Source organism: Micromonospora sp. NPDC048169, from assembly GCF_040652815.1.
GTDB lineage: Bacteria > Actinomycetota > Actinomycetes > Mycobacteriales > Micromonosporaceae > Micromonospora.
Genome location: NZ_JBEZMS010000001.1, coordinates 288,459 through 313,757, shown reverse-complemented (window position 1 = coordinate 313,757; position 25,299 = coordinate 288,459). Strand labels below are relative to the sequence as shown.

The window sequence follows — 25,299 nt, the reverse complement described above, 5'->3', positions numbered from 1 at the left end:
GCGTGGCGCCTCAGCCCGGCCGGCGAGCCGTCGTACGAGTGCCGGTGGCGACCCTGTGGACCGCCCCCGAGGCGGTACGCCCGGTCGACCGTCCCGCCCTCGCCGGCTCCCCCGACGTCGCTGCCTGGATCGCCGGCATGGACCGCGACCAGCGCGTCGGCGACTGTGTCCTGACCCAGCTGCTGCTCGGCGAGCCGGTGCGTGTCATCGAGACCCGCCCGGACGGCTGGGTCCGGGCGGTGGCCCTGGGCCAGCCCGCCGCGAAGCTCGGCACCGACGGCTATCCGGGCTGGCTGCGGGCCGCCCACCTGGCCGACGCCGACCCGGCCGCTGACGGCCCGCTGACCGTCGACGCCGCCCGCACCGCGTTGCGCGCCGGGTCGGAGGGCGACGCGGCGCTCACCGGCGTGGTCCTCGGCACCCGGCTCACACCGGCCGGGCCGGCGGTGGACGGCAGGCGTCCGGTCCGCGTACCCGGGCGGCCCGATCCGCTCTGGGCCCCGGAGGACGATCTGGTGCCACTGCCCGCCGAGCGTCCCGAGGCCGAGAAGGTGCTCGCGGTCGCCGAGCGGCTGCGCGACCTGGCCTACGTCTGGGGCGGCATGTCCACCGACGGCATCGACTGCTCCGGGCTGGTGCACCTGGCCTGGCGTCGGTACGGCATCACACTGCCCCGCGACGCCGACGACCAGGCGGCGGCGACCTCGCAGGTGCCGCTGGACTCCGAACGCCCCGGCGACCTCTACTTCTTCGCCCGGCCCGGCCGGCGCATCCACCACGTCGGGATCGTGTCGGCCGAGCCGCACGGCGGCCGGCGCCGGATGCTGCACGCCTGCTACCTGACGCGGCGGGTGATCGAGGAGGAGCTGCCGGCCGACCGGAGGGCCACCCTCGTCGGCGCGCACCGCGTCTGACCCCTGACACGCCTCGGGGCGCCCCCGGCACGGGAGCGCCCCGACGGTACGGACGGATCAGCGGCGGGCCTGGGCCAGTTCCCGGCGCCGGTCCCGCGACGACTTCGCCAGGCTGGCCACAGTCGCCACGGCCAGGGTGCCGAGGATGACGGTGAGCGAGAGCCAGATCGGAATGTGCGGGGCCCACGCCACGTGCTCGCCGCCGTTGATGAACGGCAGGTTGTTCTCGGCCAGCGCCTCCAGCATCAGCTTCACGCCGATGAAGCCGAGCACCACCGCCAGGCCGTAGCTGAGGTAGATGAGCCGGTCCAGCAGGCCGCCCAGCAGGAAGTAGAGCTGCCGCAGCCCCATCAGCGCGAAGACGTTCGCGGTGAAGACCAGGTACGGCTCCTGGGTGATGCCGAAGATCGCCGGGATCGAGTCCAGCGCGAAGATCAGGTCGGTGGTGCCGATCGCGATCATCACGATCAGCATCGGCGTGAACAGCCGCCGGCCGTTCTCCCGGGTGGTCACCTTCGCGCCGTCGTAGTCCCGGGACAGCGGCAGCGCCCTGCGGCTCCACCGGATCAGCACGTTCTCGCTGAACTCGTCCTCGTCCGGCTCGCCCTGCCGGGCCAGGTTGACGGCGGTGTAGATGAGGAACGCGCCGAAGATGTAGAACACCCAGGAGAACTGGGAGATCAGCGCCGCACCGGCCGCGATGAAGCCACCGCGCATGACCAGCGCCAGAATGATGCCGATGAGCAGCACCTTCTGCTGGTACTGCCGGGGCACCCCGAACCGCGCCATGATGATCACGAAGACGAAGAGATTGTCCACCGAGAGGCTGTACTCGGTGAGCCAGCCCGTGTAGAACTCACCGGCGACGCGGCCACCGGCGGTCAGCCAGAGCACCACCCCGAAGACCAGCGCCAGGCCGACGTAGAAGCCCACCCACAGGCTGGACTCGCGGACGCTCGGCTCGTGCGGCCGCCGGCCGATGATGAACAGGTCGGCGAGCAGGATCGCGGTCATCGCGATCAGCGTTACCGCCCACACCAATGCGGACACGTTCAAATCCATCCTCCGGCAGACACGCTGCGCCGAGGCACACCGTACGCCCGGGTGTGGTCGCGGGGTGCGTCGACGCTGACTGGGGTGACTGTCGGAGGTCTCTTCCGCCGGGGCCCGGGGCCGGGTTCCGACCGACGGAGCCGGGTCGGGCGCCTGGGGGTACGGGCGCTCTTCCGTGCTGACGACTCCGTCGCGGGGGAATACTCCCCTCCTCGGCCGCCATTGTTCACCATCGCACCCGCATGGCGCATCTCCGGGCCGCTGCCTGATCTCCCGAGGTGCCGCGGCTCACGTCGCGCAATGCGTCCTAGGAGGCTAGCCCTGCGCCTCTACGCAGCACGCCGGCACATTCACCCCGGGACGCGCCGGCGGGCGGCCGGCATGGCAGGCTGCCAGCATGGTTCTTGAGGTTGCGCTCATCGATGTGACTCCCGGACACGAGGACGAGTTCGCCGCCGCCTACGCGCAGGCGCGGCCGATCCTCGCCGGCGCCGACGGCTGCCGCTCCGTGCGGATGACCCGCGGCGTGGAGTCGCCCACCCGGTTCGTGCTGCTCGTCGAGTGGGACTCGGTCGAGGCCCACGACGTGAACTTCCGCCAGACCGAACGGTTCGCGCAGTGGCGTGGGCTGATCGGCCCGCACTTCGCCGGACCGCCCCTGGTCGAGCACTTCATCGACGTTCCGGCCTGAACTGTCGTACCCCCGCCGTAGCCTGCGCGCTGCGCGGTCACCGATCCCGACGGGCAACGGGGGCGCCGGGCCCGGTGGCCGCGCCCAGCCGACGAGCCGTTACTCGTGCGGGCCGCGCGGCCGGGGCACCGGCGCCGCGCCGAGCCGCCGGGCCACCAGTTCGGCGGAGGCGTCCCGCGGCAGCGCCGCCGCCAGCAGCCGCTCGATCACCCGCTCATAGTGGGCCACCTCCGCCTCGGCAACCAGCCGCAGGTCGGTGGTGAGCGTCTCCACCAGCACGGTGCGCGGGTCCTCCGGGTCGGGGTAGGCGTAGTAGGAGAACGGTGCCAGCGGGTGCGGCCCGTCGCCGCCCGACGCCGCCGACGGCAGCACCCGGACGCTGACCCGGGGCCGCTCGGCGAGCGCGAGCAGGTGCCGCATCTGGTCGCGCCACACGTCCGCGGGCAGGCCGTCCGGGTCGCAGACGCGCTCGTCGACAAGCGCGGTGTAGTGCGGCGGGTCCGGCCGGATCAACAGCTCCTGGCGTGCCACCCGGGCGCGCACGTCCGCCTCCACGTCCACCTCCCCGGTCAGCGCCGCGCCGGCCGACACCCGCAGCCGGGCGTACGCCGGGGTCTGGAGCAGCCCGGGCACGAGCACGCACTGGTACTCCACGATGCGCTCCGCGCCCGCCTCCAGCTCGGCGTACGCCCGCTGACGCTCCCCCATCTCGCCGAGCGCCTTGGACCAGCCCCGGCCGGTGGCGGCGTCGCGGGCGATGACGATCAGCTCGTCGCGCTGCGGCGACGGCACCGCGTAGACGTCGAGCAGGTCGAGCACGTCGGCCAGGTCGGGCCGGCTCTGCCCCAGCTCGATGCGGGACAGCTTCGACGTGGACGCCCAGCCCAACCGGGCGCAGACCTGCTCGAGCGTGAGCGACTCGCGACGGCGCAGCCGGCGCAGCTCCACACCGAGCCTCGCCCTCCGGACCACAGGACTTGCTGACAACGGCATGCGCGCCTCCCGGGAGGGAGCGTACGCATCGCCGTCACGCTCGGCAATACCTCCCCCACAGAGCGCAACCGCGCGGACGGCGTGCTCAGGGGCGGTAGGTACCGAACGACCAGACCAGCCCGGCCACGTCGCGGGCGGCGTAGTCACGCGAGCCGTAGTCGGTGTCGAACGGCGCCCGGACGATCTCCGCCCCGGCCGCCCGGGCGCGCTCGTGGTGCGCGTCCACGTCGTCGAGCGCCACGTAGACGCGGTAGTCGTCGTCCGCCGGCCGGGACTGCGGCGCCGGCCCCGGGCCGAGCATCACCAGGTCGTCGCCGTACGCCAGCTCGGCGTGGCCGATGGTGCCGTCGGGCAGCTCGTGGGCCTCGCGCACGGTGAGGCCGAACGCCGAACAGAGGAAGTCGACGGCGGCTCGCACGTCGGGATACCGCAGGACCGGATAGATGCTTCGCATGGCGGTCAGTCTGCCGCCGGGGCGGTCAGGCCGGATTGGACGAATGCGATCCGGGCCCGGTCAGCGCGGCCGGGGTGGTGCCGGCGAACTCGCGGAACTCCCGGATCAGGTGCGACTGGTCGTAGTAGCCCCACCGGGCCGCCCGCTCCGCCCAGCCGGCGTCGTCCGGCACCGCGACCGGCGCGGTGAGCAGGGTACGGCCCAGGCTCGCGTACGCCCGCTCGAAGCGCAGCAGCCGGGCGACAGTCTTCGGCGGCAGGCCGAACTCCTGCCGGAACCGGACCGACAGGTGGCGCCGGGACCAGCCCAGCTCCCCTGCGAGCGCGGCCACGCCGACCGCTCCCCCGCTGCCGTCCAGACGCCGCCAGGCGGCCAGCAGGTGCGGGTCCACCGGCGCGGTCGCCGCCAGCCGCGCGGCCAGGGCGGCGTCGAGCCGGGCGAAGCGCTCCGGCCAGCCCGGCTCGCCGGCCAGCTCGTCGCGCAGCCGGGCCAGCCAGCCCGCCACCGCGCCGACCGGCACCGCCCGGTTGGCCAGCTCGGCCAGCGGCAGCCCGAGCAGGCGGCGGGCCGCCGGGGCGGTCAGCAGCACCTGCACCCCGGTGCCGGTCCCGGCCGTCCGGGTGACGCACCAGCCGTCGAACGGACCGGCCAGGAAGGCGTTCGCGGCGGACCCGCCCCGGCCGGCGGCACGCGGATCGGTCACGTCGAGGGGGTCGCCCCAGCCGAGGATCAGCACCACGAAGGCGCCCGCCACCTCCCGGCGTACCAGCGGGACGGGCGCGTCCTCGCGGTAGCCGAGGTAGCTGCCCACCCACCGGCGCAGCCGAGGGTCGGGGTGCCCGACGACGGCCTCGGTCAGCATCGCGCCGCCGCGCCGGTCACCGGACCCCTGCGGCGTCCATCCCGCGCAGCTCCTTCTTGAGGTCGGCGACCTCGTCGCGGATCCGCGCGGCCAGCTCGAACTGCAGCTCCCGCGCGGCGGCGAGCATCTGGTCGTTCAGCTCCTGGATGAGGTTGGCCAGGTCGGCCCGGGCCATCCCCTCCCGCGACGGGGTCGCCGCCGCGCCCCGGCGGCTGCGCGTCTCCTTGACCGGCGCCTTGCCCCGGGACAACTGCCGCGCCGCGCCGCCGACGTTGCTGTTCTCGGTGTCCTCCGCCTCACGGTAGATGTCGTCGAGGATGTCGTGGATCTTCTTGCGCAGCGGCTCCGGGCTGATGCCGTTCGCCTCGTTGTGCGCGATCTGCTTGGCCCGGCGCCGGTTGGTCTCGTCGATCGCGCTCGCCATCGACGGCGTGATCTTGTCGGCGTACATGTGGACCTGACCGGAGACGTTACGGGCCGCGCGGCCGATGGTCTGGATCAGCGACCGGCCGCTGCGCAGGAAACCCTCCTTGTCGGCGTCGAGGATCGCCACCAGCGACACCTCGGGCAGGTCGAGACCCTCCCGGAGCAGGTTGATGCCCACCAGCACGTCGTAGTCGCCCTTGCGCAGCTCGCGCAGCAGCTCGACGCGGCGCAGCGTGTCGACCTCGGAGTGCAGGTAGCGCACCCGGATGCCGTTCTCCAGCAGGTAGTCGGAGAGGTCCTCGGCCATTTTCTTGGTGAGCGTCGTGACCAGCACCCGCTCGTCCCGCTCGGTACGCAGCTTGATCTCGTGCATGAGGTCGTCGATCTGCCCCTTCGTCGGCTTGACCACCACCTCGGGGTCGATCAGGCCGGTCGGCCGGATCACCTGCTCGACGAACTCGCCCTGCGCCTGCTCCAGCTCCCACGGGCCGGGGGTCGCCGAGAGGTAGACCATCTGGCCGACCCGCTCCAGGAACTCGTCGAAGCGCAGCGGCCGGTTGTCGGCGGCGCTGGGCAGCCGGAAGCCGTGGTCGATGAGCATCCGCTTGCGGGAGGCGTCGCCCTCGTACATGCCGCCGATCTGCGGGATGGTCACGTGCGACTCGTCGACCACGGTGAGGAAGTCGTCGGGGAAGTAGTCGAGCAGGCAGTGCGGCGGGCTGCCGGGCAGCCGGCCGTCGATGTGCATCGAGTAGTTCTCGATGCCGGAGCAGAACCCCACCTGGCGCATCATCTCGATGTCGTAGGTGGTGCGCATGCGCAGCCGCTGGGCCTCCAGCAGCTTGCCCTGCCGGTCCAGCTCGGCCAGCCGCTCGCCCAGCTCGGCCTCGATGTCGCGGATCGCCCGTTCCATCCGCTCCGGGCCGGCGGCGTAGTGCGTGGCCGGGAAGATCATCAGGCTGTCGACCTCGCGGACCACGTCACCGGTCAGCGGGTTGAGGTAGTAGAGCTTCTCGATCTCGTCACCGAACAGCTCGATCCGGACCGCCAGCTCCTCGTACGCCGGGATGATCTCCAGCGTGTCGCCGCGCACCCGGAACGTGCCGCGCTGGAAGGCCATGTCGTTGCGCGTGTACTGAATGTCGACGAGCCGGCGCAGCAACTGGTCGCGATCCAGCTCCTGGCCGACCTTGACCCGCACGGCCCGGTCGAGGTATTCCTCCGGCGTGCCCAGGCCGTAGATCGCCGAGACGGTGGCCACCACGATGACGTCACGCCGGGTGAGCAGCGACATGGTGGCCGAGTGCCGCAGCCGCTCGACCTCCTCGTTGATCGAGGAGTCCTTCTCGATGTAGGTGTCGGTCTGCGGGATGTACGCCTCGGGCTGGTAGTAATCGTAGTAGGAGACGAAGTATTCGACAGCGTTGCCCGGCAGCAGCTCGCCGAACTCCTTCGCGAGCTGGGCGGCGAGCGTCTTGTTGGGGGCGAGCACCAGGGTCGGCCGCTGGAGCCGCTCGACCAGCCACGCCGTGGTGGCGCTCTTGCCCGTGCCGGTCGCGCCGAGCAGCACCGTGTTGCGGTCGCCGCGCCGCACGCGGCGCTCAAGCTCGTCGATGGCAGCCGGCTGGTCACCGGCCGGCTGGAACTCACTGACGACCTGGAAGCGGCCGTCGAGCCGGGGAATGTCGAGCGCCATGACACCAACCGTACGCCCGGGGTCCGACACTTCGGCCACGACCACTGACCGTCCCTGATCCGCTTCGATATTCGCATTGTGTGGCTCATCTCACCGGCCTATCCTCGTACCGTAGGCCGCTCGCGGCGGCCGACCGGGCCGGTGATCGCCCCTCGCGGGCCGGTCGCCCCCGGCGCCAGGGCCGCAGCACCCGGGACGACCGGCGTGCGCGCCGACGGTGGTCGCGCGCAGCGCTGACCGGCCGCCGCGAGCGCCCCTGCTCGTCACCGAAACCCCGCTCTCGCGTTCTCCACTCGTGGGGACCTCTCCCGAGCGCCGGCCGCGACGCGAGCCCGACACCGGCACGCCCCCGCCCGCCGACGAGCCGGGCCGCCCGCGCGGGGTGAGCCGTCCCCACCGGTCCTCCGCGCGTGGCGGCGGCGACCAGGCCGTACCCCGTGAACCGGGCCGTGGCCACCGGCGTGGCCGCACCAGCACACCGACCCGGCCCGCCACAGTGGCCGGCCGTCGCCGCCGCGCCGGCCTGCTCGCCGGCCACCACCCCACGCTCGTCACCCGGCCGGCCGGCGAACCGGAACTGGACGGCGCCGACGATCCGCCGGACGGGCCGGGCCGGCGCCGGCTCGCGCTCGCCGCGCTCGTGGCGGCGGCTGCGATATCCGCCGCGACGCTCGTCGCCGCCCTGCCGGCGTGGGTACCCGGCCGCACCGACAAGGCGGCAGCCGAACGCCCGCTCACCGCCGCCCAGGCCGACCGGGTGGCAGCGCTGCGGGTCACCAACCTGCGCGACGTGCGCGCCGGCGTCCGGGTCACCGTCGGCGCGGACGCCGCCCGTACCGAACTGGTCGGCTGGGTCGACTGGGCCCGCCCCCTGGTCTACCTGGACGTCGGCGGCCCGGGCGCAGGTGCCGACCGGGGCCTGGTGCAGGCCGTCGCGTCCGCGCTGCTGGTACGTCCCGACCCCGCCGCGCTCCCCACCTCGGCCCGGCCGCCGCTGGTGCCACCGGCGGACCGGTGGCGGCTGCGCGATCCGGTCGGCAGCCACGGCCTCGGCGCGGTACGCGACCTGCTGATCGGGCTCGGGGCCGACCGGGTCGACAGGCCCGCCGCCGACGGGCGGTGGCTGCGCCGCGACCAGGTCGACGGCGTCCCGGTGGACGTGCTCCAGGCGCCCCTGGCCCCGCTCGGCGGCCGGCCGGCGCTGTGGGTGGACGCGGACGCCCGGCTGCACCGGCTCACCGGCCGGCTGGCCGACGGCACGCCCGTCACCGTCGACCTGATCCGTGCCGACCGGCCCGCCCTGCGCGCGGTGGACGCCCTCGGCGGCCGGCCGGGGCAGCCCCGGGCGCTCACCGACGACGAGGCCGCCCGGCTGGCCACGCTGCCCGCCCGGCTACGGGCACTGCGCGGCGCGTCGGTGGACGTGGCCGCCCCGCTCGGCCCGTCCGCCGACCTGCGGGCCACCGGCACGGTGAACTGGACGAGCCCGTCGGCGTACCTCGTCGTGGTCGAGGAGGGCAGCGGCCGGCGTACCCTGCGGTGGGTCCGGCCGGACCGGGTGGCCGAGGTGCGGCACCCCCCCGACGGGCCCGCGTCCCTCCCGACGCCGATGCCGCCCGCGCTGCTCGCCGCCCCCACGCGACCGCCCGGCGATGACCTGGACCGGCTGCTCGACGCGGCCCTGCGGGCGGCCCGGCACGCGCCCGGCGCCACCGCCCGGGTCCGGGAGGACCGGCTGGGCGACCGGACGGTCGACGTGTTCGAGCTGCCCGGCAACCGCCGCCTGTGGCTGGACCGCGGCGGCCTGCCGCGCCGGATGGAACTGCGCACCCGGCCGGGCGTGTGGATCCGGCTCGACCTCACGCCGGGCAGCGGCGGGCCGTCCGCGCCGCCCCGCTGAACCGGCGGGGCCTCCACCGCCCGCTGAGCCGGAGCGCACGGTCAGGGCCGCCAGCCGGTCTGCGCCGCCCACTCCTCGGCGCGCAGGTGCTCCTCGTCGAACCAGGGATCGGTCACCGTGCCCCACGCGGCGTGCTCCGGCGCGGCCGCCGCCAGTTCCCGCTTCACCTGGAGGTAGTCGGCTCGCCGAGCCGGGTCGGCGCGCAGGTGGTCGCGCGTGAGCAGCGCGTACCGCCAGCCGGGCGAACCGGCCTGCCGCAGGTGCAGGCGCACCGGACGCCCCGGGTCCGCGCTCCCGTGCAGCCGCTTGGGCCAGCGCACCTCCTCCGGCTGACGCGGGGTGTCCCACCACTCGCCCGGCAGCCGCGGGAACCCCGCCTCGGCCAGCCGCCGCGTCAGCGGCCCGTCCGCCTCGGCCAGCGAGGAGACCGTCACCTGGATGTCGATCACGTCCGGGGCGGCGAGGCCCGGCACGGCCGTGGAGCCGACGTGGTCGACGCGGATGTCGCCGCCGGCCGCGTGGCGGATCCGGGCGGCCAGCCGGGCGTACTGCTCGGGCCAGGTCGGGTCCGGCTCGGCCGGCGCCGCCGGGTCGGGCGGGACGGCGCGGCGCTCGCGGACGTTGCGCTCGTAGGGCAGCAGGCGGTCCCGCCAGAGGACGTCCACCGCGGCGTGCAGCTCGGCGAGTGTGCCGTCGTTCGTGAGCAGCACGTCGGCGACCGCGCGGCGGGTGGCGTCGTCGGCCTGCGCGGCGATGCGCCGCTGGGCCTCCGCCGGGGCCATGCCCCGGTCGCGGGTCAGCCGGGCCATCCGGATCGGCACGGCCGTCCGCACCACGACCACCAGGTGGTACGTCGGCGCGAGTCCCACCTCGGCCAGCAGCGGTACGTCGTTGACGACAATCGCGTCGGCGGGGGCGGCGGCGACCAGTTCGGCGCTGCGCGCGCGTACCCGGGGATGGGTGATCCCTTCGAGCGTGCGGCGGGCGGCCTCGTCGCCGAAGACCAGCGCGCCGAGGGCGGCCCGGTCCAGCGCCCCGTCGGCGTCCAGGACCCGGTCGGAGAAGGCGGCGACCACCTCGGCCAGCCCGTCGGTGCCGGGCGCGACGATCTCGCGGGCGATGCGGTCCGAGTCGACGATCACCGCGCCCAGCGCGGCGAGCCGGCTCGCCACCGCGCTCTTGCCCGATCCGATTCCGCCGGTCAGCCCCACTTTCAGCACCCGGACAGTCAACCGGATCCTTCGTCCGCATGCCAAACCGCCCGGCCACACGACGCGGGCCCCGCCCCCGCGCTCCGCTGGTGCGGAACGCGGGGACGGGGCCCGTTGTCAGAGGCAGTCGGCGGTCCGTCCGGTGGGACGGAGCCGCGTCAGCGTCCGGTCACTTGCCGCCGGCGAGCTTCTCCCGCAGCGCGGCGAGCGCCTCGTCGGTCGCGAGCGTGCCGGCCGGCTCCTCGGCCTGACGGCTCGGGGCCGAGGTCGAGGTCGAGGTGGTGCCGGTGGTGGCCGGAGCCGGGTTGGCGGCAGCCTCGGCGTCGGCGGCGCGGGAGGTCTGCACCTGCTTGGTGTGGGCCTCCCAGCGCTGACGGGCCTCGGCGTACTGGTTCTCCCAGGTCTCCCGCTGCTTGTCGTAACCCTCGAGCCACTCGCCCGTCTCCGGGTCGAAGCCCTCCGGGTAGATGTAGTTGCCCTCGTTGTCGTACGTGGCAGCCATGCCGTAGAGGGTCGGGTCGAAGTGCTCCTCGCCCTCGACGAAGCCCTCGTTGGCCTGCTTGAGCGACAGCGAGATCCGGCGGCGCTCCAGGTCGATGTCGATGACCTTGACCATGACCTCGGAGCCGACCTGCACGACCTGCTCCGGGATCTCCACGTGGCGCTCGGCCAGCTCGGAGATGTGGACCAGGCCCTCGATGCCGTCGTCCACCCGGACGAACGCGCCGAACGGCACCAGCTTGGTGACCTTACCCGGCACGATCTGCTGGATCGCGTGGGTGCGGGCGAACTGACGCCACGGGTCCTCCTGCGTCGCCTTCAGCGACAGCGAGACCCGCTCGCGGTCCAGGTCGACGTCCAGGACCTCGACCTCGACCTCCTGGCCCACCTCGACGACCTCGGACGGGTGGTCGATGTGCTTCCAGGACAGCTCGGAGACGTGCACGAGGCCGTCCACGCCGCCCAGGTCGACGAACGCGCCGAAGTTGACGATCGAGGAGACGACGCCCTTGCGGACCTGCCCCTTCTGGAGCTTGTTGAGGAACTCGGTGCGCACCTCGGACTGCGTCTGCTCCAGCCAGGCACGGCGGGACAGCACCACGTTGTTGCGGTTCTTGTCCAGCTCGATGATCTTGGCTTCGAGCTCGCGGCCGACGTACGGCTGCAGGTCACGCACACGCCGCATCTCGACGAGCGACGCGGGCAGGAAGCCACGCAGGCCGATGTCGAGGATGAGACCACCCTTGACGACCTCGATGACCGAACCGCGGACGACGCCGTCCTCGTCCTTGATCTTCTCGATCGTGCCCCAGGCCCGCTCGTACTGCGCCCGCTTCTTGGAGAGGATCAGCCGACCCTCCTTGTCCTCCTTCTGGAGGACGAGGGCCTCGATGTGGTCACCCACCGAAACGACCTCGGCCGGGTCCACGTCGTGCTTGATCGACAACTCCCGAGAGGGGATGACACCCTCGGTCTTGTAGCCGATGTCGAGCAGGACCTCGTCCCGATCGACCTTGACGACGGTGCCTTCGACAATGTCGCCGTCGTTGAAGTACTTGATGGTCTCGTCGATCGCGGCGAGGAAAGCTTCCTCAGAGCCGAGGTCGTCGTGGGTGACCTTGTTGGCGCTCGAGGTGGCCTCGATGCTGCTCGTCATGTGGGCGGTTGCTCCGGTCGGATGGGTTGTCACAGCGGGCATGGGTGTCGCGGTGACTCTTCCGCGCCAACGGATCCGTCGCCGGGCACACCGAACGATCGACGCGAGAAGATCATTAGTGGCTCCGGTGACCGCGCACCTGCTCCCTGCCGAGGCACACGATCCGCGAGCGCATCGTCTAGCCTACCCGCTGCATTACCACAGCGTGCAAGCCCTCCCGGGTCCGTGCGAACTCATCCCCTGCGAAAGCGGAGATTTTGCTCGGTAAGGTGCCATCGCTGTCTCGTCCGTCACATCCGCCCCAGCCGCCACCCCACCGCACCGGGTCCGCGCCGCCGGACCTAGCGTGAACCTGTGGACGACGACAGGGTGACCCGCCGACGGGTCGACGCCGGGGAGATCCGCCGCGCCAACCGCGGCTGGTGGGACACCGACGCCGACGCGTACCAGGACGAGCACGGCGCGTTCCTCGGCGAGGTCGACTTCGTCTGGTGCCCGGAGGGGCTGCGCGAGTCCGACGCCCGGCTGCTCGGCGACGTCACCGGCCGGCGGGTCCTCGAACTCGGCGCCGGGGCGGCCGCCGCCGCCCGCTGGCTCGCCGCCCAGGGCGCCCGGCCGGTCGCACTCGACCTGTCCGCCGGCATGTTGCGGCACGCCGCCGAGGCCGCCGGGCGCACCGGGGTACGCGTGCCGCTGGTGCAGGCCGACGCGCTCGCGCTGCCGTTCGCCGACGCCGCGTTCGACACCGTCTGCACCGCGTTCGGCGCGATCCCGTTCGTGGACGACTCGGCGGCGGCGATGCGCGAGGTGGCGAGGGTGCTGCGGCCGGGCGGCCGGTGGGTCTTCTCGGTCACCCACCCGATGCGCTGGATCTTCCTGGACGACCCGGGCGAGGGCGGGCTGACCGCCGTGCACTCGTACTTCGACCGTTCCCCGTACGTCGAGCAGGACGAGAACGGCGTGGCCACGTACGTCGAGCAGCACCGCACCCTGGGCGACCGGATCCGGGAACTGGTCGGGGCGGGCTTCCGCCTGCTGGACCTGGTGGAACCGGAGTGGCCGGCCGGGCACGAGGGGGTCTGGGGGCAGTGGAGCCCGCTGCGCGGCCGGCTGTTCCCCGGCACCGCGATCTTCGTCGCGGAGAAGCCGGCCGGCTGACGCCAACGGACCCGCTGTGCGATCGACCCTCCCGTGGCACGCGGCACGCTGTCCCCATGAGCGTCGGCCCGGCCCCCACCTCAGCCTTTCCCTGGCGCCCTGACCCCATTCGGCAACTGCTGACCGACTACAGGCTGGACGACCTACTGACGCTGCCGCCCGAAGCACCGAGCGTCGAACTCGTCGATGGCATCATCCACCTGACGCCCTTCCCCACTCTCGGCCACCAAGGCATCGCCAGCCTGCTGGCGATATGGCTGCGATCCCGCGTTCCAGCCCATCTGCGCGCGGCCCAGGCGGTGAGCATCGGTCTGGACGTCGACTCCAGTCGCCGTCCGGACGTGCTGCTCCACCACGCCGGGCTGCCGAGCGACAGGTCCCTCCTGCGACCGGCGGACGTCGTCCTGGCCGTCGAGATCGTCTCCCCCGGCACCCGGCGCGTCGACCGGTTCGCCAAGCCGGGCGAGTACGCCGCCGCGCGGATCCCGTTCTACTGGCGGATCGAGCAGGACCCGGTGCACCTCTACGCGTACCGCCTCGGTGACCGGATCGGCCCCGGCGGCGAGCGGCAGTACGAGCTGGTGGACGACAGCAGCGAGGTGATCGAGCTGTCCGAGCCCTTCGCGATCAAGCTGCCGATCGCGGAGATCCGGCCCTGACCACACCGTTACTCGGTGTCCGGCACGGGTAACCGGGCCGCATGGCCGAGAAGGAGTTCCGCGCCGGCGACCACGTCTCCTGGGCCAGCCACAGCGGCCGGGCGTACGGCGTCGTCAAGGAGAAGCTGACCGAGCGCACCCACGTACGCGGGCACACCGTGAACGCCTCGCCCGCGCAGCCGCAGTACCGGATCACCAACGACGACTCGGGCCGCGACGTCGCCCATCGGCCGGAGGTGCTTCGCCATGAGTCGCGCTGAGGACCCGCAGCAGACGTACCGGGAGTTCACCGACGCGGTGAACATGAAGCCGGGCGAGCTGACCCGCTGGCTGGAGACCGAGGAGTCCAAGCACGTCGGCTGGCACAAGAAGGGCACCCAGGGCGGTGAGTCGGTCGGCCACGACTCCGGCCGGCGCATCGTCGACCTGCTGCGCCGCAAGCGCGCCGACCTCACCGCCGCCGACTACAAGCACATGCGCAAGGTCATCGGGTACGTCCACCGCCACCTGGCCCAGCGGCCGTCCGGAGACGTCCGGGACACCCGCTGGCGCTGGTCGCTGATGAACTGGGGACACGACCCGCTCAAGAGCTGAGCCGCCCGGTCCGTTCGCCGCGCGTTGGTAGCGTGCCGGCGATGACGACGGACGTCTCGACCGCCGGCCGTCATCCCCGCGCCGGACGGGTGACCCTCCTGGCGGGCCTCGGGCTCGTCGCCGTCGCGGCGCTCCTCCTGATGCTGACCGGCGGCACCGGCATCAGGTACAGCGCCGACCACGACGGCACCGTACCGACGTGGCACCGGTGGATCCCGGCGCTGGCCGGGATCGTGCTGATCCGCCTGATCCCGCCCGCGCCCGACCCGAGGTGGCCGGACCCGGTCGCGCCGTATCGCGAGGCGGTGCCGCCGCTGCTGGCCGGGGTCGCGCTCGCCGCCGTCTCTTCCCCAGTGATCAAGGAGTTCGTGTCCCCGAACGGGCTCGGGCGTGACACAAACTCCTTGATCACCGGGGCCTGCGGGCCGGGTGGAGGCCGGCGTCGGGGGGGGACGGGGTCAGTGGTCGGCGCTGTTCCAGTCGTGGCCCTCGCCGACCGACACCTCCAGCGGCACCGACAGCGGGTACGCCTCGCCCATCTCCTTGCGCACCAGCGCCTCCAGCACCTCGCGCTCGCCCGGCGCGACCTCGAAGACCAGCTCGTCGTGCACCTGCAACAGCATCCGGGAGCGCAGACCGGCGTCGCGCAGCGCGCCGTCGACGTGCAGCATGGCGACCTTGATGATGTCGGCCGCCGAACCCTGGATCGGGGCGTTGAGCGCCATCCGCTCGGCCATCTCCCGGCGCTGCCGGTTGTCGCTGACCAGGTCGGGCAGGTAGCGGCGGCGGCCCAGGATGGTGGAGGTGTAGCCGTCCTGGCGGGCCCGGGCCACGACCTCCTGGAGGTAGTCGCGGACCCCGCCGAACCCGGCGAAGTAGTTCTCCATCAGCCCGCGCGCCTCCTCGGCGCTGATGCCGAGCTGCTGGGACAGGCCGAACGCGCTGAGCCCGTACGCCAGGCCGTAGTTCATCGCCTTGATCTTGCGGCGCTGGTCGGCGGTGACGTCACCGACCTCGACGGCGAAGACCGACGAGGCCGTGGCGGCGTGGAAGTCGTGCCCGGAGTTGAACGCCTCGATCAGCGCGTCGTCCGAGGACAGGTGCGCCATGATCCGCATCTCGATCTGGCTGTAGTCGGCGGTGAGCAGGCACTCGTAGCCCTCGCCGACGACGAACGCGCGGCGGATCCGCCGCCCCTCCTCGGTGCGGATCGGGATGTTCTGGAGGTTCGGCTCGGTGGAGGACAGCCGCCCGGTCGCCGCCACGGTCTGGTTGAACGTGGTGTGGATCCGGCCGTCGTCGGAGACGGACTTGAGCAGCCCGTCGACAGTCGACTTGAGCTTCGCGACGTCGCGGTGGCGCAGCAGGTGATGCAGCAGCGGGTGCTCGGTCTGCGCGAACAGCCACTGGAGCGCGTCGGCGTCAGTGGTGTAGCCGGTCTTGATCCGCTTGGTCTTGGGCAGGCCCAGCTCGGTGAAGAGGATCTCCTGCAACTGCTTCGGCGAACCCAGGTTGAACTCCCGGCCGACCACCTCGTACGCGCCCTGGGCGGCGGCCTTCACCTCGGCGGCGAAGTGCGCCTCCAGCTCCGAGAGGTAGTCGGTGTCGGCGGCGATGCCGGTGCGCTCCATCGTGGCGAGCACCCGCATCAGCGGCAGCTCCACACCGGCCATCAGCCGGGCCGACTGCTCGCCGTCGCGGGACAGCTCGGCGTCGATCGCGTCGGCCAGGTCGAGCGTGGCGCGGGCCTGGAGCATGAGGTTCTGCTCGGCCACGCCCTCGTCGCCGAGCCCGTCGAGGGTGAGCTGCCCGGTCTCCGGCGCGTCGACGCGTAGCTCCCGGTGCAGGTAGCGCAGCGCCAGGTCGGTCAGGTCGTACGAGCGCTGGTCGGGGCGGGCCAGGTAGGCGGCGATCTGGGTGTCGCGGGCGATGCCCCGCAGCTCCCAGCCGTGCGCGGCGAACGCCAGCACGGCCGGCTTGCTGTCGTGCAGCACCTTCGGGCGCTCGGCGTCGGCCAGCCACCCGGCCAGCGCGGCCTCGTCACCGGCGTCCAGGCGGCTCGGGTCGAACCAGGCGCCGGCGCCGGCCGCGGTGGCCAGCGCCATCGCTGTGACCGTGGCGGTGTGCCGGCGGTTGGGACCGGTGTCGAGCGTGACCGCCAGGCCGACCGGCGCGTCCGCCGGGGCGTGCGTGTCGAGCCAGCCGGCGAGCGCGCCCGGCTCGGTGAGCACCTCGCCGGCCAGCTCGAAGCCCGCCTCGGCCTCGGGCTCGACCGCCTCCAGGTATTGGTAGAGCCGGTCGCGCAGGATGCGGAACTGGAGCGTGTCGAAGACCTGGTGCACCGCCTCGCGGTCCCAGCCCTGCCAGCGGGCGTCCTCGGGGCGGACCGGCAGCTCCAGGTCGGAGACCAGGCAGTTGATCTCGTAGTTGCGGATCACGTCGGCGAGCCGCTCGCGCAGGCTGTCACCGGCCTTGCCCTTGATCTCGTCGGCCCGGGCCACCACGCCCTCGACGCCGCCGTACAGGTTGATCCACTTGGCGGCGGTCTTCGGGCCGACGCCGGGCACACCGGGCAGGTTGTCGCTGGTCTCGCCGACCAGCGCGGCCAGGTCGCGGTAGCGGTCCGGGGTGACGCCGTACTTCGCCTCGATGGCGGCCGGGTCCATCCGGGCCAGGTCGGAGACGCCCTTGCGCGGGTAGAGCACGGTCACGTGCTCGCCGACGAGCTGGAACGCGTCCCGGTCGCCGGTGGAGATCAGCACGTCCATGCCCTGGTCGCGGGCCTGGCAGGCGAGCGTGGCGATGACGTCGTCCGCCTCGTAGCCCTCCTTCTCGACCACCGGCACGCGCAGCGCGGCCAGGACCTCCTTGACCAGGCTGACCTGGCCCTTGAAGTCGGTCGGGGTCTCGCTGCGGCCGGCCTTGTACTCGGAGTACTTCTCGGTGCGGAAGGAGCGGCGGGAGACGTCGAATGCCACCACGATGTGCGTCGGCTGCTCGTCGCGCAGCACGTTGATCAGCATCGAGGTGAAGCCGTAGACGGCGTTCGTCGGCTGCCCCGTGGTGGTGGAGAAGTTCTCCACCGGCAGGGCGAAGAACGCCCGGTATGCCAGGGAATGTCCGTCGACGAGGAGCAGGCGCGGCGTCGTAGCTGTCACGGCTGCGACTCTAGTCCGTACGCCCGACAACTCCGGCCTCCGGTGCGGCGCGCGCCGCACCGGAGGCCGAGGTCAGAGAACCTTGGCCAGGAACGCCTTGGTCCGCTCGTGCTGCGGCGCCGAGATCACCTCGCGCGGGTCGCCCTGCTCGACCACCACCCCGCCGTCCATGAACACGAGGTGGTCGCCCACCTCCCGGGCGAAGCCGATCTCGTGGGTCACCACGATCATCGTCATGCCGTCGCGGGCCAGGTCCTTCATCGTGTCCAGCACCTCGCCCACCAGCTCCGGGTCGAGCGCGCTGGTCGGCTCGTCGAACAGCATCAGCTTCGGCCGCATGGCCAGCGCCCGGGCGATCGCCACCCGCTGCTGCTGGCCGCCGGAGAGCTGACCGGGGTACGCGCCGAGCTTGTCGCCCAGCCCCACCCGGTCCAGCAGTTGCGCGGCGTGCTCCCGGGCCTCCGCCTTCTTGGCCTGGCGCAGCAGCACCGGCGCCTCCATGACGTTCTGGAGCACCGTCATGTGCGGGAACAGGTTGAACCGCTGGAACACCATGCCGATGGCCCGGCGCTGCGCGGCCACGTCCTTGTCCCGCATCTCGTACAGCTTGCCGCCGCGCTCCCGGTAGCCGATCAGGTCGCCGTCCACCCAGATCCGGCCGGCGTCGATCTTCTCCAGGTGGTTGATGCAGCGCAGGAACGTCGACTTGCCGGAGCCGGAGGGCCCGAGCAGGCAGCACACCTCACCGGAGCGGACCTCCAGGTCGATGCCCTTGAGCACCTCCAGCGGCCCGAACGACTTGTGCACCTGCTCGGCCCGCACCATCAGCCCGGACTCCGCGGTCGGCGTCTGCGGGGAAACCGTCGCCTCGGTCATGATTCCGCCGTCCCACTCGTGGTGCCGCCGCTCTCGGCGGCCAGACCCCGTAGCCGCTGCCGGGCTCGCCCGCTGCGTCCGACACCCTTGGAGTAGTGGCGCTCCAGGTAGTACTGCCCGACCAGCAGGACGCTGGTCAGGAGCAGGTACCACAACGTCGCGGCGACGTACATCGGGAAGGGCTGGAAGGTCCGGGAACCGACGGCCTTGAGCTGGAAGAACAGCTCCATCGACACCGGCACGAAGGCCACCAGCGAGGTGTCCTTCAGCATCGCGATGGTCTCGTTCCCGGTCGGCGGGATGATCACCCGCATCGCCTGCGGCAGCACGATCCGCCGCAGGATCTGCGCCCGGCTCATGCCCAGCGCCTGAGCCGCCTCGGTCTGCCCCTCGTCCACCGACTGGATGCCGGCCCGGACGATCTCGGCCATGTACGCGGCCTCGGACAGACCCAGCGCCAGCATGCCGGCGACGAAACCGGTCAGGATGTCGACCGCGCTGAACCCGAACAGCCGGGCCTCGAAGTCGTGCAGCCCGAACAGGGCGCCGATCTGCCTGTCGAACGGCAGACCGAACTCCAGCCGCGCCCAGAGGATGCCGAGATTGCCGAAGAGGATCGCCAGCACGAGCCGGGGTACCGCGCGGAAGAACCAGGTGTAGACCCAGGACACGCCGCGCAGCACCGGGTTGGGCGACAGCCGCATGATCGCGATGACGACGCCCAGGACGATGCCGATCGCCATCGAGGTGATCAGCAGCAGGATGGTGCCGCGCAGGCCTTCGACGATCGGCGGGCGGAACATCTCGTCCACCATGAACGACCACTGGAACGCGGAGTTCGTGACCAGCATGTGCACGAACATCGCGACCAGCACGGCGATGACCGCCACGCCCACCCAGCGCCCGGGGTGCCGCACGGGCACGGCCTTGATCGGTTCAGGCCGTGCCCGTCCGGATGTGTCGACCGACATGGTCAGACCGACGGGTTCAGTTCAGCGTTGGTGATGGCGCCGCCCTCGACACCCCACTTGGCGAGCGCGGCCTTGTAGCTGCCGTCGGCGATGACCGCCTGCACGGCCTCCTTGAGCACCTCGGCGAACGCCTGCTGGTCCTTGTTCACCGCGTAGCCGTACGGCGCCGACTCGTAGATGTCGCCGAGCACCTCGAGCTGGCCGTTGCTCTGCTTGACCGCGTACGCCCCGACCGGGGAGTCGGCCAGCATGGCGTCGTTCTTGCCGCTGCCCACGGCGGCGGTGGCGTCGCTCTGCGCCTGGTACTGGTCGATCTTGATGGCCGGCTTGCCGGCGTCGGTGCACTTCTTCGACCGGGCGGTGATGTCGTCGAGCTGCACGGTACCGACCTGCACGGCGATCTTCTTGCCGCAGGCGTTCTCCGGGTCGACCCCGGCCGGGTTGCCCTTCTTGGTCGCCCACTGGGTGCCCGCCGAGTAGTAGCTCACCATGTTGACGCTCTTGAGCCGGTCGGGGTTGATGGTGAACGACGAGACGCCGACCTCGTACTTGCCCGAACCCACACCGGGCAGGATCGCGTCGAATGGTGCCGACTCGTACTCGGCCTTGAGGCCGAGCTTCTGCGCCACCGCGTTGAACAGCTCCACGTCGAAGCCGACCACGGTCTTACCGTCCTGGTCGAGGAACTCGGCCGGGGCGTACGTCGAGTCGGTGCCGACCTTGATCACGCCGTCGGCCTTGATGGCGTCCGGCACCTTCGCGGCCAGGTTGGAGTCGGCCGTGGCGGACACCGCCGGGCCGTCGCCCGGCTCGGCCGAGTTCTCCTTCTCGCCGCACGCGGCGAGGGAGAGCAGCAGGACGGCCGCACCGGCGACGCCGAGCGCCGCCCGCCGTCCGGGGTTGGGGTGGAACATGGCTGTACTCCTTATAGCGAGGGGTCGGTCGGTCAGGCCACGCCGAGGTAGGCCTCTTTGACCGAGGGGTCGTGCAGCAGGTCCGCGCCGGTACCGCTCTTGACGATCCGGCCGGTCTCCAGCACGTACGCCCGGTGGGCGCGCGCCAGCGCCTGCTGGGCGTTCTGCTCCACCAGCAGGATCGTGGTGCCCTGCTGGTTGATCTCCGTGATGATCGTGAAGATCTGCTGGATCAGCATCGGCGCGAGACCCATCGACGGCTCGTCGAGCAGCAGCAGCTTCGGCCGGCTCATCAGCGCCCGGCCGACCGCGAGCATCTGCTGCTCGCCGCCGGAGAGCGTGCCGCCGGCCTGCTTGCGCCGCTCGGCCAGCCGCGGGAACAGGTCCAGCACCCGGGCCAGGTCCTGCGCGATGCCGGCCTTGTCCCGCCGGGTGTACGCGCCCATGTCCAGGTTCTCCAGCACCGACATGCCGGGGAAGATGCCCCGGCCCTCGGGCGCCTGGCACAGGCCGCGCCGCACCCGCAGGTCGGCCCGCAGCTTGGTGATGTCCTCACCGGCGAACTTGATCGTGCCGGAGGCGACCGGCCGGATGCCGGAGATCGCCCGCATGGTGGTGGACTTGCCGGCGCCGTTCGCGCCGATCAGCGCGACGATCTCCCCCTCGTCCACGGTCAGGCTGATGCCGTGCAGCGCCTGGATCCGCCCGTAGAGCAGGCTCACGTCCTCGATCTCAAGCAGCATCGTCCGGCACCCCCAGGTACGCCGCGACCACCTTCGGGTTGTCCCGCACCTCGGCGGGCAGCCCTTCGGCGATCTTCTTTCCGAACTCCAGGACCACGATCCGGTCGGTCACGCCCATCACCAGGCGCATGTCGTGCTCGATCAGCAGCACCGTCACGCCCTGGTCCCGGATCTGCCGGATGAGCTGGAGCAGCTCCTCCTTCTCCGCCGGGTTGAAGCCGGCGGCCGGCTCGTCCAGGCAGAGCAGCTTCGGGTCGGTGGCGAGCGCGCGGGCGATCTCCAGCCGGCGCTGCTCGCCGTAGGACAGGTTGCGGGCGAACTCGTGCCTGCGGTTGCGGATCCCGACGAAGTCCAGCAGGCGCTCGGCCTTCTCCCGGCCCTCGCGCTCCTCCTTCCAGTGCCGCGGCAGGCGCAGCAGGGCGGAGATCACGCTGGTCTTGTGGTGCGCGTCCGCGCCGACCTGGACGTTCTCCAGCGCGGTCATCTCCGGGAAGAGCCGGATGTTCTGGAACGTACGGGCCATGCCCATCCGGGTGATCTGGTGGCGCTTCTTGCCACTGATCTTCTGGCCCAGGAACCGGATCTGCCCCTCGGTGGGCTGGTAGATGCCGGTCATCGCGTTGAAGCAGGTGGTCTTGCCGGCGCCGTTCGGGCCGATCAGGCCGAGGATCTCCCCCTTGTAGAGGGTGAAGTCCACGTCGTTGAGGGCCACCACGCCGCCGAAGCGCAGCGTGACGTGGTCGACCTCCAGCAACGGCTCGCGCTCGCTCACCGTCTCGACGGCGGGGGCCGCCGCCTGGGCCGGAACGGCCGGGGTCTGCTCGGTGTCACTCACCGACGATCACCTCCTTGCGGCGGTCCTTGAACTCCGCCGCTCGTCGCCGGTTCGGGATCAGGCCCTGCGGCCGGAAGATCATCATCACCACGAGCACCAGGCCGAAGAAGAGGAACCGGTACTCGTACAGCTCGATGCCGAACAGCTCGATGCCACGGAACCGCTCGATCATGTACGCCACCAGGCCACCGCCGACGATCGCGCCGACGATGTTGCCCGAGCCGCCGAAGATGACAGCGGCCAGGATGATGATCGAGTTGAGCAGCTCGAAGTTCTGCGAGTTGACGAAGTTCTGCTTACCGGCGAACAGCGCGCCGGCCAGGCCGGCGATGGCCGCGCCGGAGGCGAACGCCCACAGCTTGAACTTGAACGTCGGCACGCCCATGAGCTGGGCCGCGTCCTCGTCCTCGCGGATCGAGATCCAGGCCCGGCCGACCCGGCTGTGGGTCAGGTTCCGCACCCCGATCACCACCAGGATGATCAGCGTGAGCACCAGCCAGTAGTACGGGCGGGCGTCGAGCACGCCGAACCACGGCCGGCCGTCGGCGTACTCGCCGGGCGGGTGCGGGATCTGGTTGAAGCCGCGCTGTCCCTTGAGGAACTCGGAGCTGACCGCCGCGATCCGGATCATCTCGGCGAAGCCGAGCGTCACCAGCGCCAGGTAGTCGCCGCGCAGGCGCAGCGTCGGCGTGCCGAGCATGACGCCGGAGACCATGGTCAGGCCGATCGCGATCGGCACCACCGCCAGCCACGGCCACAGCGTCTTGAGGTCGCTGCTCGGCGAGGTCAGCACCGCGACCGTGTACGCGCCGACGGCGAAGAAGCCGAAGTAGCCCAGGTCGAGCAGGCCGGCGAAGCCGACCACGATGTTGAGCCCGACCGCCAGCAGCACGTAGATCGAGACCGTGAACATCACCTGGGTGAAGTTCGCTCCCGGGGTCGGGATCGGCCCGAGGTACTGGTAGAACTCCTTGTTCGGCAGCGCGTAGAAGAACGCGATCACCGCCGCGAGCAGCACCCAGCGCACCCAGCGGGGCGCGTGGTGCCAGCGCTCCGAGATCGCGTGCCGGCCCTGCCGCAGCTTGTCCGCCGCCGTCTCCCGCCGCTCCGGCGGGTCGATGGTGGTCGTCATGCGCGTGCCCTCCCCAGTGATTCGCCGAGCAGACCGGTCGGCCGGAACATCAGCAGCACGACGAGCACCGCGAACGCGGCGAAGTCCTTCCACTGACTGCCGAACAGGCCCGCGGCGTAGTTCTCCACGACGCCGAGCAGCAACCCGCCGACGAGCGCGCCGCGCAGGTTGCCGATACCGCCGAGCACCGCCGCGGTGAACGCCTTGAGGCCCAGCAGGAAGCCGACGCTGTAGGTGAGCGTCTGGATCCGCACGTCGTAGAGCAGGCCCGCGACGCCGGCCATGGTGCCACCGGCGATGAAGACCATCAGGATGATGCGGTCCTTGTTGACGCCCATCAGCGCCGCCGTGTTGGCGTCCTGGGCCACCGCCCGGATGCCGCGGCCGGTACGGCTGCGGTTGATGAACTGGTCCAGCGCGAACATCATCACCAGCGCGGAACCGATCGTGAGCAGCTGCACCGCGTCGATCGGCACCCCGGCGACGTGGAACAGCGGCTCCGAGCTGACCAGGATGGGTGCGCCCTCCGGACGGCGCCGGGTGTAGACGCCGAACGCCTCGGAGATGGCGATCGAGGCGCCGATGGCGGTGATGAGGAACGCCAGCGGCGGCGCGTTGCGCTTACGCAGTGGCCGGTACGCCACCCGTTCGATCACCGTCGCGGTGCCCGCCGAGGCGATGGCCGCCACGATCATCGCCACCAGCAGGTAGAACAGGATCGAGCCGATGCCGCTGACCTGGGAGTTCTGGTCGAGTCCGAAGCCGTTCCAGGTCCAGATCGCGGCGAACGCACCGGCGATGAAGACCTCGGAGTGGGCGAAGTTGATGAGCCTTAGCACGCCGTACACAAGCGTGTAGCCGAGCGCGACCAGGGCGTAGATGGCGCCCTGCGTCAAGCCGGTCGTGGTGAGTTCCCCGAAGTTGGAGAACAGTCCGTCGAAGTCCAAGGGAGGGACGCTCCGTCGCTCAAGAGAAAAAGAGGGTGCGGCCGGGAGCCAGCTCCCGGCCGCACCCGCGATCACTACTCAATCGCCAGTCCAGCGATCGAACGATCAGGACTTGGGGATCTCCTGGTCCGGGACGACCTTGCCGCCCTGCACCTTGAACGCCCAGACCTTGACCTGCGCCGGGTCGAGCTCGCCACCCTCGACGAACTTGTAGCTGGCGGCAACGCCCTCGCCGCTGTAGCCCTTCACGAACTCCAGCAGGCCGGGACGGGTGGTCTTGCCGGCCTTGATGCCCGCCAGCAGGATGCTCGCCGCGTCGTAGGCGGTGTCGCTGTAGGTGCCCGGGTCGGTGCCGTTGAGCGCCTTGTAGTCGGCGATGAAGGTGCCACGCGCCTCGGTGGACGGAGCGCAGGGGCAGGTGAGGATGGTGCCCTCGGCTGCGGCGGCACCGGCGGAGGTGATGTAGGCGCCGTCGTTCACGCCGTCACCGGCGACCAGCGGGGCGGTGACGCCGGCAGCGGTGAGCTGCTTGCGGATCAGGCCGGCCTCCTGGTAGTAGCCGCCGTAGAAGATCGCCTTGACGTTGGCGGCCTTGACCTTGGTGACCACGCCGGAGAACTCGGTCTGCTTGCCCTCGCCCTGGACCTTGTCGCTGCCCACGACCGAGGAGCCGAGAACCTTCTTGACCTCGTCGGCCAGGCCGGCGCCGTACGCGGACTGGTCGTCGATGACGTAGACCCGGTCGGCCTTGATCACGTTCTTGATGTAGTTGCCGGCGCCGGGACCCTGGCTCAGGTCGTTGCCGACCGCGCGGAAGAACGTCTTCCAGCCCTGCTCGGCGAGGCTCGGACGGGTCGCGGAGGGGGTGATGGTGACCAGGCCGGCCTCGTTGAACAGCGGGCCCGCGGCCTCGGACTCGCCCGAGTAGGCCGGGCCCACGACGCCGAGGATCTTGGGGTCGTCGATCGCCTTCTGGGCCAGACCCGGCGCCTGGTCCGGGCTGCCCTGCGAGTCGAGCTCGGCCAGCTCGACCTTGCAGTCCGGGTTCTCCTTGTTGTACTTGTCGACGGCCACCTTGACGCCGTTCTTCTCATTGATGCCCAGCGCGGCCGAGCTACCGGTCAGCGCGCCGAAGAAAGCGATCTTGCTCCCGCAGGCGCTGCCCCCGGAACCCTCATCGTCGCTGCCGCTGGAACAAGCGGTACCGCCGGCGACGAGCGCCAGCATGGCGACCCCGCCGATCACGCGTGCGAGCTTCTGCCTCAAGGCCCGAACCCTCCTCCGTCCATGATCCGAACCACCCGCCGCTGATTGGCCCTTGCGGGGTGGACGAACCAAGACCGTCGTCGCCGGTCTGGGCCGGGACGTTATCCCACCGTGGGCGGTGGCGTAAGACCTGGAAAGCGGGGTTGACCGAACCGTTACACGCGGTGGCGGATTCAAGCCGATCGCCGT

Annotated in this window: 23 protein-coding genes; 7 read left to right on the top strand and 16 right to left on the bottom strand. The window is 71.7% G+C overall.

Annotated elements, in window-relative coordinates; genetic code table 11:
* The first annotated feature begins 44 nt into the window (after positions 1 to 44).
* Entirely contained in the window at positions 45 to 914 is an 870-nt protein-coding gene (locus tag AB0D28_RS01380; RefSeq protein ID WP_357380971.1) for a C40 family peptidase, read from the top strand.
* Positions 915 to 971: 57 nt separating this feature from the next.
* On the opposite strand, the gene AB0D28_RS01375 is transcribed toward AB0D28_RS01380, so the two are convergent.
* Positions 972 to 1,970 carry a TerC family protein gene (locus AB0D28_RS01375; RefSeq protein ID WP_357380969.1) on the bottom strand — a complete coding sequence of 333 codons (999 nt, stop codon included), beginning with the start codon at positions 1,968 to 1,970 and terminating at the stop codon, positions 972 to 974.
* 394 nt (positions 1,971 to 2,364) lie between these two features.
* Between AB0D28_RS01375 and AB0D28_RS01370 the strand changes: the two genes are divergently transcribed.
* Positions 2,365 to 2,658, top strand: a complete 294-nt coding sequence (locus AB0D28_RS01370; RefSeq protein ID WP_357380967.1) for an antibiotic biosynthesis monooxygenase — start codon at positions 2,365 to 2,367, stop codon at positions 2,656 to 2,658.
* A gap of 99 nt (positions 2,659 to 2,757) precedes the next feature.
* On the opposite strand, the gene AB0D28_RS01365 is transcribed toward AB0D28_RS01370, so the two are convergent.
* The 4 genes from AB0D28_RS01365 to uvrB all read right to left on the bottom strand — a co-directional run bounded on the left by AB0D28_RS01365 (position 2,758) and on the right by uvrB (position 7,089).
* A complete protein-coding gene (locus AB0D28_RS01365) occupies positions 2,758 to 3,651 on the bottom strand; it encodes a DUF5753 domain-containing protein (RefSeq protein WP_357380964.1) in 894 nt (297 codons plus the stop codon).
* An 85-nt stretch (positions 3,652 to 3,736) separates the two neighbouring features.
* Positions 3,737 to 4,105, bottom strand: a complete 369-nt coding sequence (locus tag AB0D28_RS01360) for a VOC family protein (RefSeq protein WP_357380963.1) — start codon at positions 4,103 to 4,105, stop codon at positions 3,737 to 3,739.
* A gap of 25 nt (positions 4,106 to 4,130) precedes the next feature.
* Positions 4,131 to 4,967 carry a helix-turn-helix transcriptional regulator gene (locus tag AB0D28_RS01355; RefSeq protein ID WP_357380961.1) on the bottom strand — a complete coding sequence of 279 codons (837 nt, stop codon included), beginning with the start codon at positions 4,965 to 4,967 and terminating at the stop codon, positions 4,131 to 4,133.
* A 16-nt stretch (positions 4,968 to 4,983) separates the two neighbouring features.
* Entirely contained in the window at positions 4,984 to 7,089 is a 2,106-nt protein-coding gene (gene uvrB / locus AB0D28_RS01350; RefSeq protein ID WP_357380959.1) for an excinuclease ABC subunit UvrB, read from the bottom strand.
* Between the two features lie 295 nt (positions 7,090 to 7,384).
* Between uvrB and AB0D28_RS01345 the strand changes: the two genes are divergently transcribed.
* Positions 7,385 to 8,989 carry a hypothetical protein gene (locus AB0D28_RS01345; protein WP_357380957.1) on the top strand — a complete coding sequence of 535 codons (1,605 nt, stop codon included), beginning with the start codon at positions 7,385 to 7,387 and terminating at the stop codon, positions 8,987 to 8,989.
* A 41-nt stretch (positions 8,990 to 9,030) separates the two neighbouring features.
* On the opposite strand, the gene coaE is transcribed toward AB0D28_RS01345, so the two are convergent.
* Together coaE and rpsA are read right to left on the bottom strand one after the other, a co-directional pair.
* Positions 9,031 to 10,209 carry a dephospho-CoA kinase gene (gene coaE, locus AB0D28_RS01340; protein ID WP_357380955.1) on the bottom strand — a complete coding sequence of 393 codons (1,179 nt, stop codon included), beginning with the start codon at positions 10,207 to 10,209 and terminating at the stop codon, positions 9,031 to 9,033.
* 160 nt (positions 10,210 to 10,369) lie between these two features.
* Positions 10,370 to 11,899, bottom strand: a complete 1,530-nt coding sequence (gene rpsA, locus AB0D28_RS01335; protein WP_357380953.1) for a 30S ribosomal protein S1 — start codon at positions 11,897 to 11,899, stop codon at positions 10,370 to 10,372.
* Positions 11,900 to 12,211: 312 nt separating this feature from the next.
* Between rpsA and AB0D28_RS01330 the strand changes: the two genes are divergently transcribed.
* The 4 genes from AB0D28_RS01330 to AB0D28_RS01315 are packed head-to-tail and all read left to right on the top strand — an operon-like array spanning position 12,212 to position 14,268.
* Complete coding sequence (locus tag AB0D28_RS01330; RefSeq protein ID WP_357380951.1) at positions 12,212 to 13,015, top strand: methyltransferase domain-containing protein; 804 nt, start codon at positions 12,212 to 12,214, stop codon at positions 13,013 to 13,015.
* A 56-nt stretch (positions 13,016 to 13,071) separates the two neighbouring features.
* The gene (locus AB0D28_RS01325) at positions 13,072 to 13,674 is read left to right on the top strand and encodes a Uma2 family endonuclease (RefSeq protein WP_357380949.1); all 603 of its coding nucleotides are present in this window, start codon (positions 13,072 to 13,074) and stop codon (positions 13,672 to 13,674) included.
* Between the two features lie 41 nt (positions 13,675 to 13,715).
* Positions 13,716 to 13,934: a DUF2945 domain-containing protein gene (locus tag AB0D28_RS01320; protein WP_135241212.1), complete on the top strand. Its 219-nt coding sequence runs from the start codon at positions 13,716 to 13,718 to the stop codon at positions 13,932 to 13,934.
* The gene (locus AB0D28_RS01315) at positions 13,921 to 14,268 is read left to right on the top strand and encodes a DUF3140 domain-containing protein (RefSeq protein WP_073830920.1); all 348 of its coding nucleotides are present in this window, start codon (positions 13,921 to 13,923) and stop codon (positions 14,266 to 14,268) included. The genes AB0D28_RS01320 and AB0D28_RS01315 overlap by 14 nt, the downstream gene beginning before the upstream one ends.
* 458 nt (positions 14,269 to 14,726) lie before the next feature.
* Here the strand turns inward: AB0D28_RS01315 and polA are convergent, their stop codons facing one another.
* The 9 genes from polA to AB0D28_RS01270 all read right to left on the bottom strand — a co-directional run bounded on the left by polA (position 14,727) and on the right by AB0D28_RS01270 (position 25,110).
* Positions 14,727 to 17,426, bottom strand: a complete 2,700-nt coding sequence (gene polA / locus AB0D28_RS01310) for a DNA polymerase I (protein WP_357380946.1) — start codon at positions 17,424 to 17,426, stop codon at positions 14,727 to 14,729.
* Positions 17,427 to 17,498: 72 nt separating this feature from the next.
* Positions 17,499 to 18,302, bottom strand: coding sequence for an amino acid ABC transporter ATP-binding protein (locus AB0D28_RS01305; RefSeq protein WP_357380944.1), 804 nt, complete (start codon positions 18,300 to 18,302; stop codon positions 17,499 to 17,501).
* On the bottom strand, positions 18,299 to 19,273 hold the full coding sequence (locus tag AB0D28_RS01300; RefSeq protein ID WP_357380942.1) for an amino acid ABC transporter permease: 975 nt from the start codon (positions 19,271 to 19,273) through the stop codon (positions 18,299 to 18,301). The genes AB0D28_RS01305 and AB0D28_RS01300 overlap by 4 nt, the downstream gene beginning before the upstream one ends.
* Positions 19,274 to 19,275: 2 nt before the next feature.
* Positions 19,276 to 20,187 (bottom strand): ABC transporter substrate-binding protein, encoded by a 912-nt coding sequence (locus AB0D28_RS01295; RefSeq protein ID WP_357380940.1) that lies wholly within the window; start codon positions 20,185 to 20,187, stop codon positions 19,276 to 19,278.
* A 32-nt stretch (positions 20,188 to 20,219) separates the two neighbouring features.
* The gene (locus AB0D28_RS01290; RefSeq protein ID WP_262014660.1) at positions 20,220 to 20,930 is read right to left on the bottom strand and encodes an ABC transporter ATP-binding protein; all 711 of its coding nucleotides are present in this window, start codon (positions 20,928 to 20,930) and stop codon (positions 20,220 to 20,222) included.
* Positions 20,920 to 21,702: an ABC transporter ATP-binding protein gene (locus AB0D28_RS01285; RefSeq protein ID WP_357381176.1), complete on the bottom strand. Its 783-nt coding sequence runs from the start codon at positions 21,700 to 21,702 to the stop codon at positions 20,920 to 20,922. The genes AB0D28_RS01290 and AB0D28_RS01285 overlap by 11 nt, the downstream gene beginning before the upstream one ends.
* A gap of 55 nt (positions 21,703 to 21,757) precedes the next feature.
* Positions 21,758 to 22,897 (bottom strand): branched-chain amino acid ABC transporter permease, encoded by a 1,140-nt coding sequence (locus AB0D28_RS01280; protein WP_357380938.1) that lies wholly within the window; start codon positions 22,895 to 22,897, stop codon positions 21,758 to 21,760.
* The gene (locus AB0D28_RS01275) at positions 22,894 to 23,844 is read right to left on the bottom strand and encodes a branched-chain amino acid ABC transporter permease (RefSeq protein ID WP_135241219.1); all 951 of its coding nucleotides are present in this window, start codon (positions 23,842 to 23,844) and stop codon (positions 22,894 to 22,896) included. Before AB0D28_RS01275 ends, AB0D28_RS01280 begins: the two co-directional genes overlap by 4 nt.
* A gap of 105 nt (positions 23,845 to 23,949) precedes the next feature.
* A complete protein-coding gene (locus AB0D28_RS01270; RefSeq protein WP_357380935.1) occupies positions 23,950 to 25,110 on the bottom strand; it encodes a branched-chain amino acid ABC transporter substrate-binding protein in 1,161 nt (386 codons plus the stop codon).
* Positions 25,111 to 25,299: the final 189 nt, after the last annotated feature.

Bases quoted from the DNA above. Each gene is read 5' to 3' on its own strand.
- AB0D28_RS01280 (WP_357380938.1), bottom strand. From the start codon at position 22,897: ATGACGACCACCATCGACCCGCCGGAGCGGCGGGAGACGGCGGCGGAC.
- AB0D28_RS01315 (WP_073830920.1), top strand. From the start codon at position 13,921: ATGAGTCGCGCTGAGGACCCGCAGCAGACGTACCGGGAGTTCACCGAC.
- AB0D28_RS01290 (WP_262014660.1), bottom strand. From the start codon at position 20,930: ATGCTGCTTGAGATCGAGGACGTGAGCCTGCTCTACGGGCGGATCCAG.
- AB0D28_RS01370 (WP_357380967.1), top strand. From the start codon at position 2,365: ATGGTTCTTGAGGTTGCGCTCATCGATGTGACTCCCGGACACGAGGAC.
- rpsA (WP_357380953.1), bottom strand. From the start codon at position 11,899: ATGCCCGCTGTGACAACCCATCCGACCGGAGCAACCGCCCACATGACG.
- AB0D28_RS01360 (WP_357380963.1), bottom strand. From the start codon at position 4,105: ATGCGAAGCATCTATCCGGTCCTGCGGTATCCCGACGTGCGAGCCGCC.
- uvrB (WP_357380959.1), bottom strand. From the start codon at position 7,089: ATGGCGCTCGACATTCCCCGGCTCGACGGCCGCTTCCAGGTCGTCAGT.
- AB0D28_RS01355 (WP_357380961.1), bottom strand. From the start codon at position 4,967: ATGCTGACCGAGGCCGTCGTCGGGCACCCCGACCCTCGGCTGCGCCGG.
- AB0D28_RS01295 (WP_357380940.1), bottom strand. From the start codon at position 20,187: ATGTTCCACCCCAACCCCGGACGGCGGGCGGCGCTCGGCGTCGCCGGT.
- AB0D28_RS01365 (WP_357380964.1), bottom strand. From the start codon at position 3,651: ATGCCGTTGTCAGCAAGTCCTGTGGTCCGGAGGGCGAGGCTCGGTGTG.
- AB0D28_RS01300 (WP_357380942.1), bottom strand. From the start codon at position 19,273: ATGTCGGTCGACACATCCGGACGGGCACGGCCTGAACCGATCAAGGCC.
- AB0D28_RS01325 (WP_357380949.1), top strand. From the start codon at position 13,072: ATGAGCGTCGGCCCGGCCCCCACCTCAGCCTTTCCCTGGCGCCCTGAC.
- AB0D28_RS01320 (WP_135241212.1), top strand. From the start codon at position 13,716: ATGGCCGAGAAGGAGTTCCGCGCCGGCGACCACGTCTCCTGGGCCAGC.
- AB0D28_RS01305 (WP_357380944.1), bottom strand. From the start codon at position 18,302: ATGACCGAGGCGACGGTTTCCCCGCAGACGCCGACCGCGGAGTCCGGG.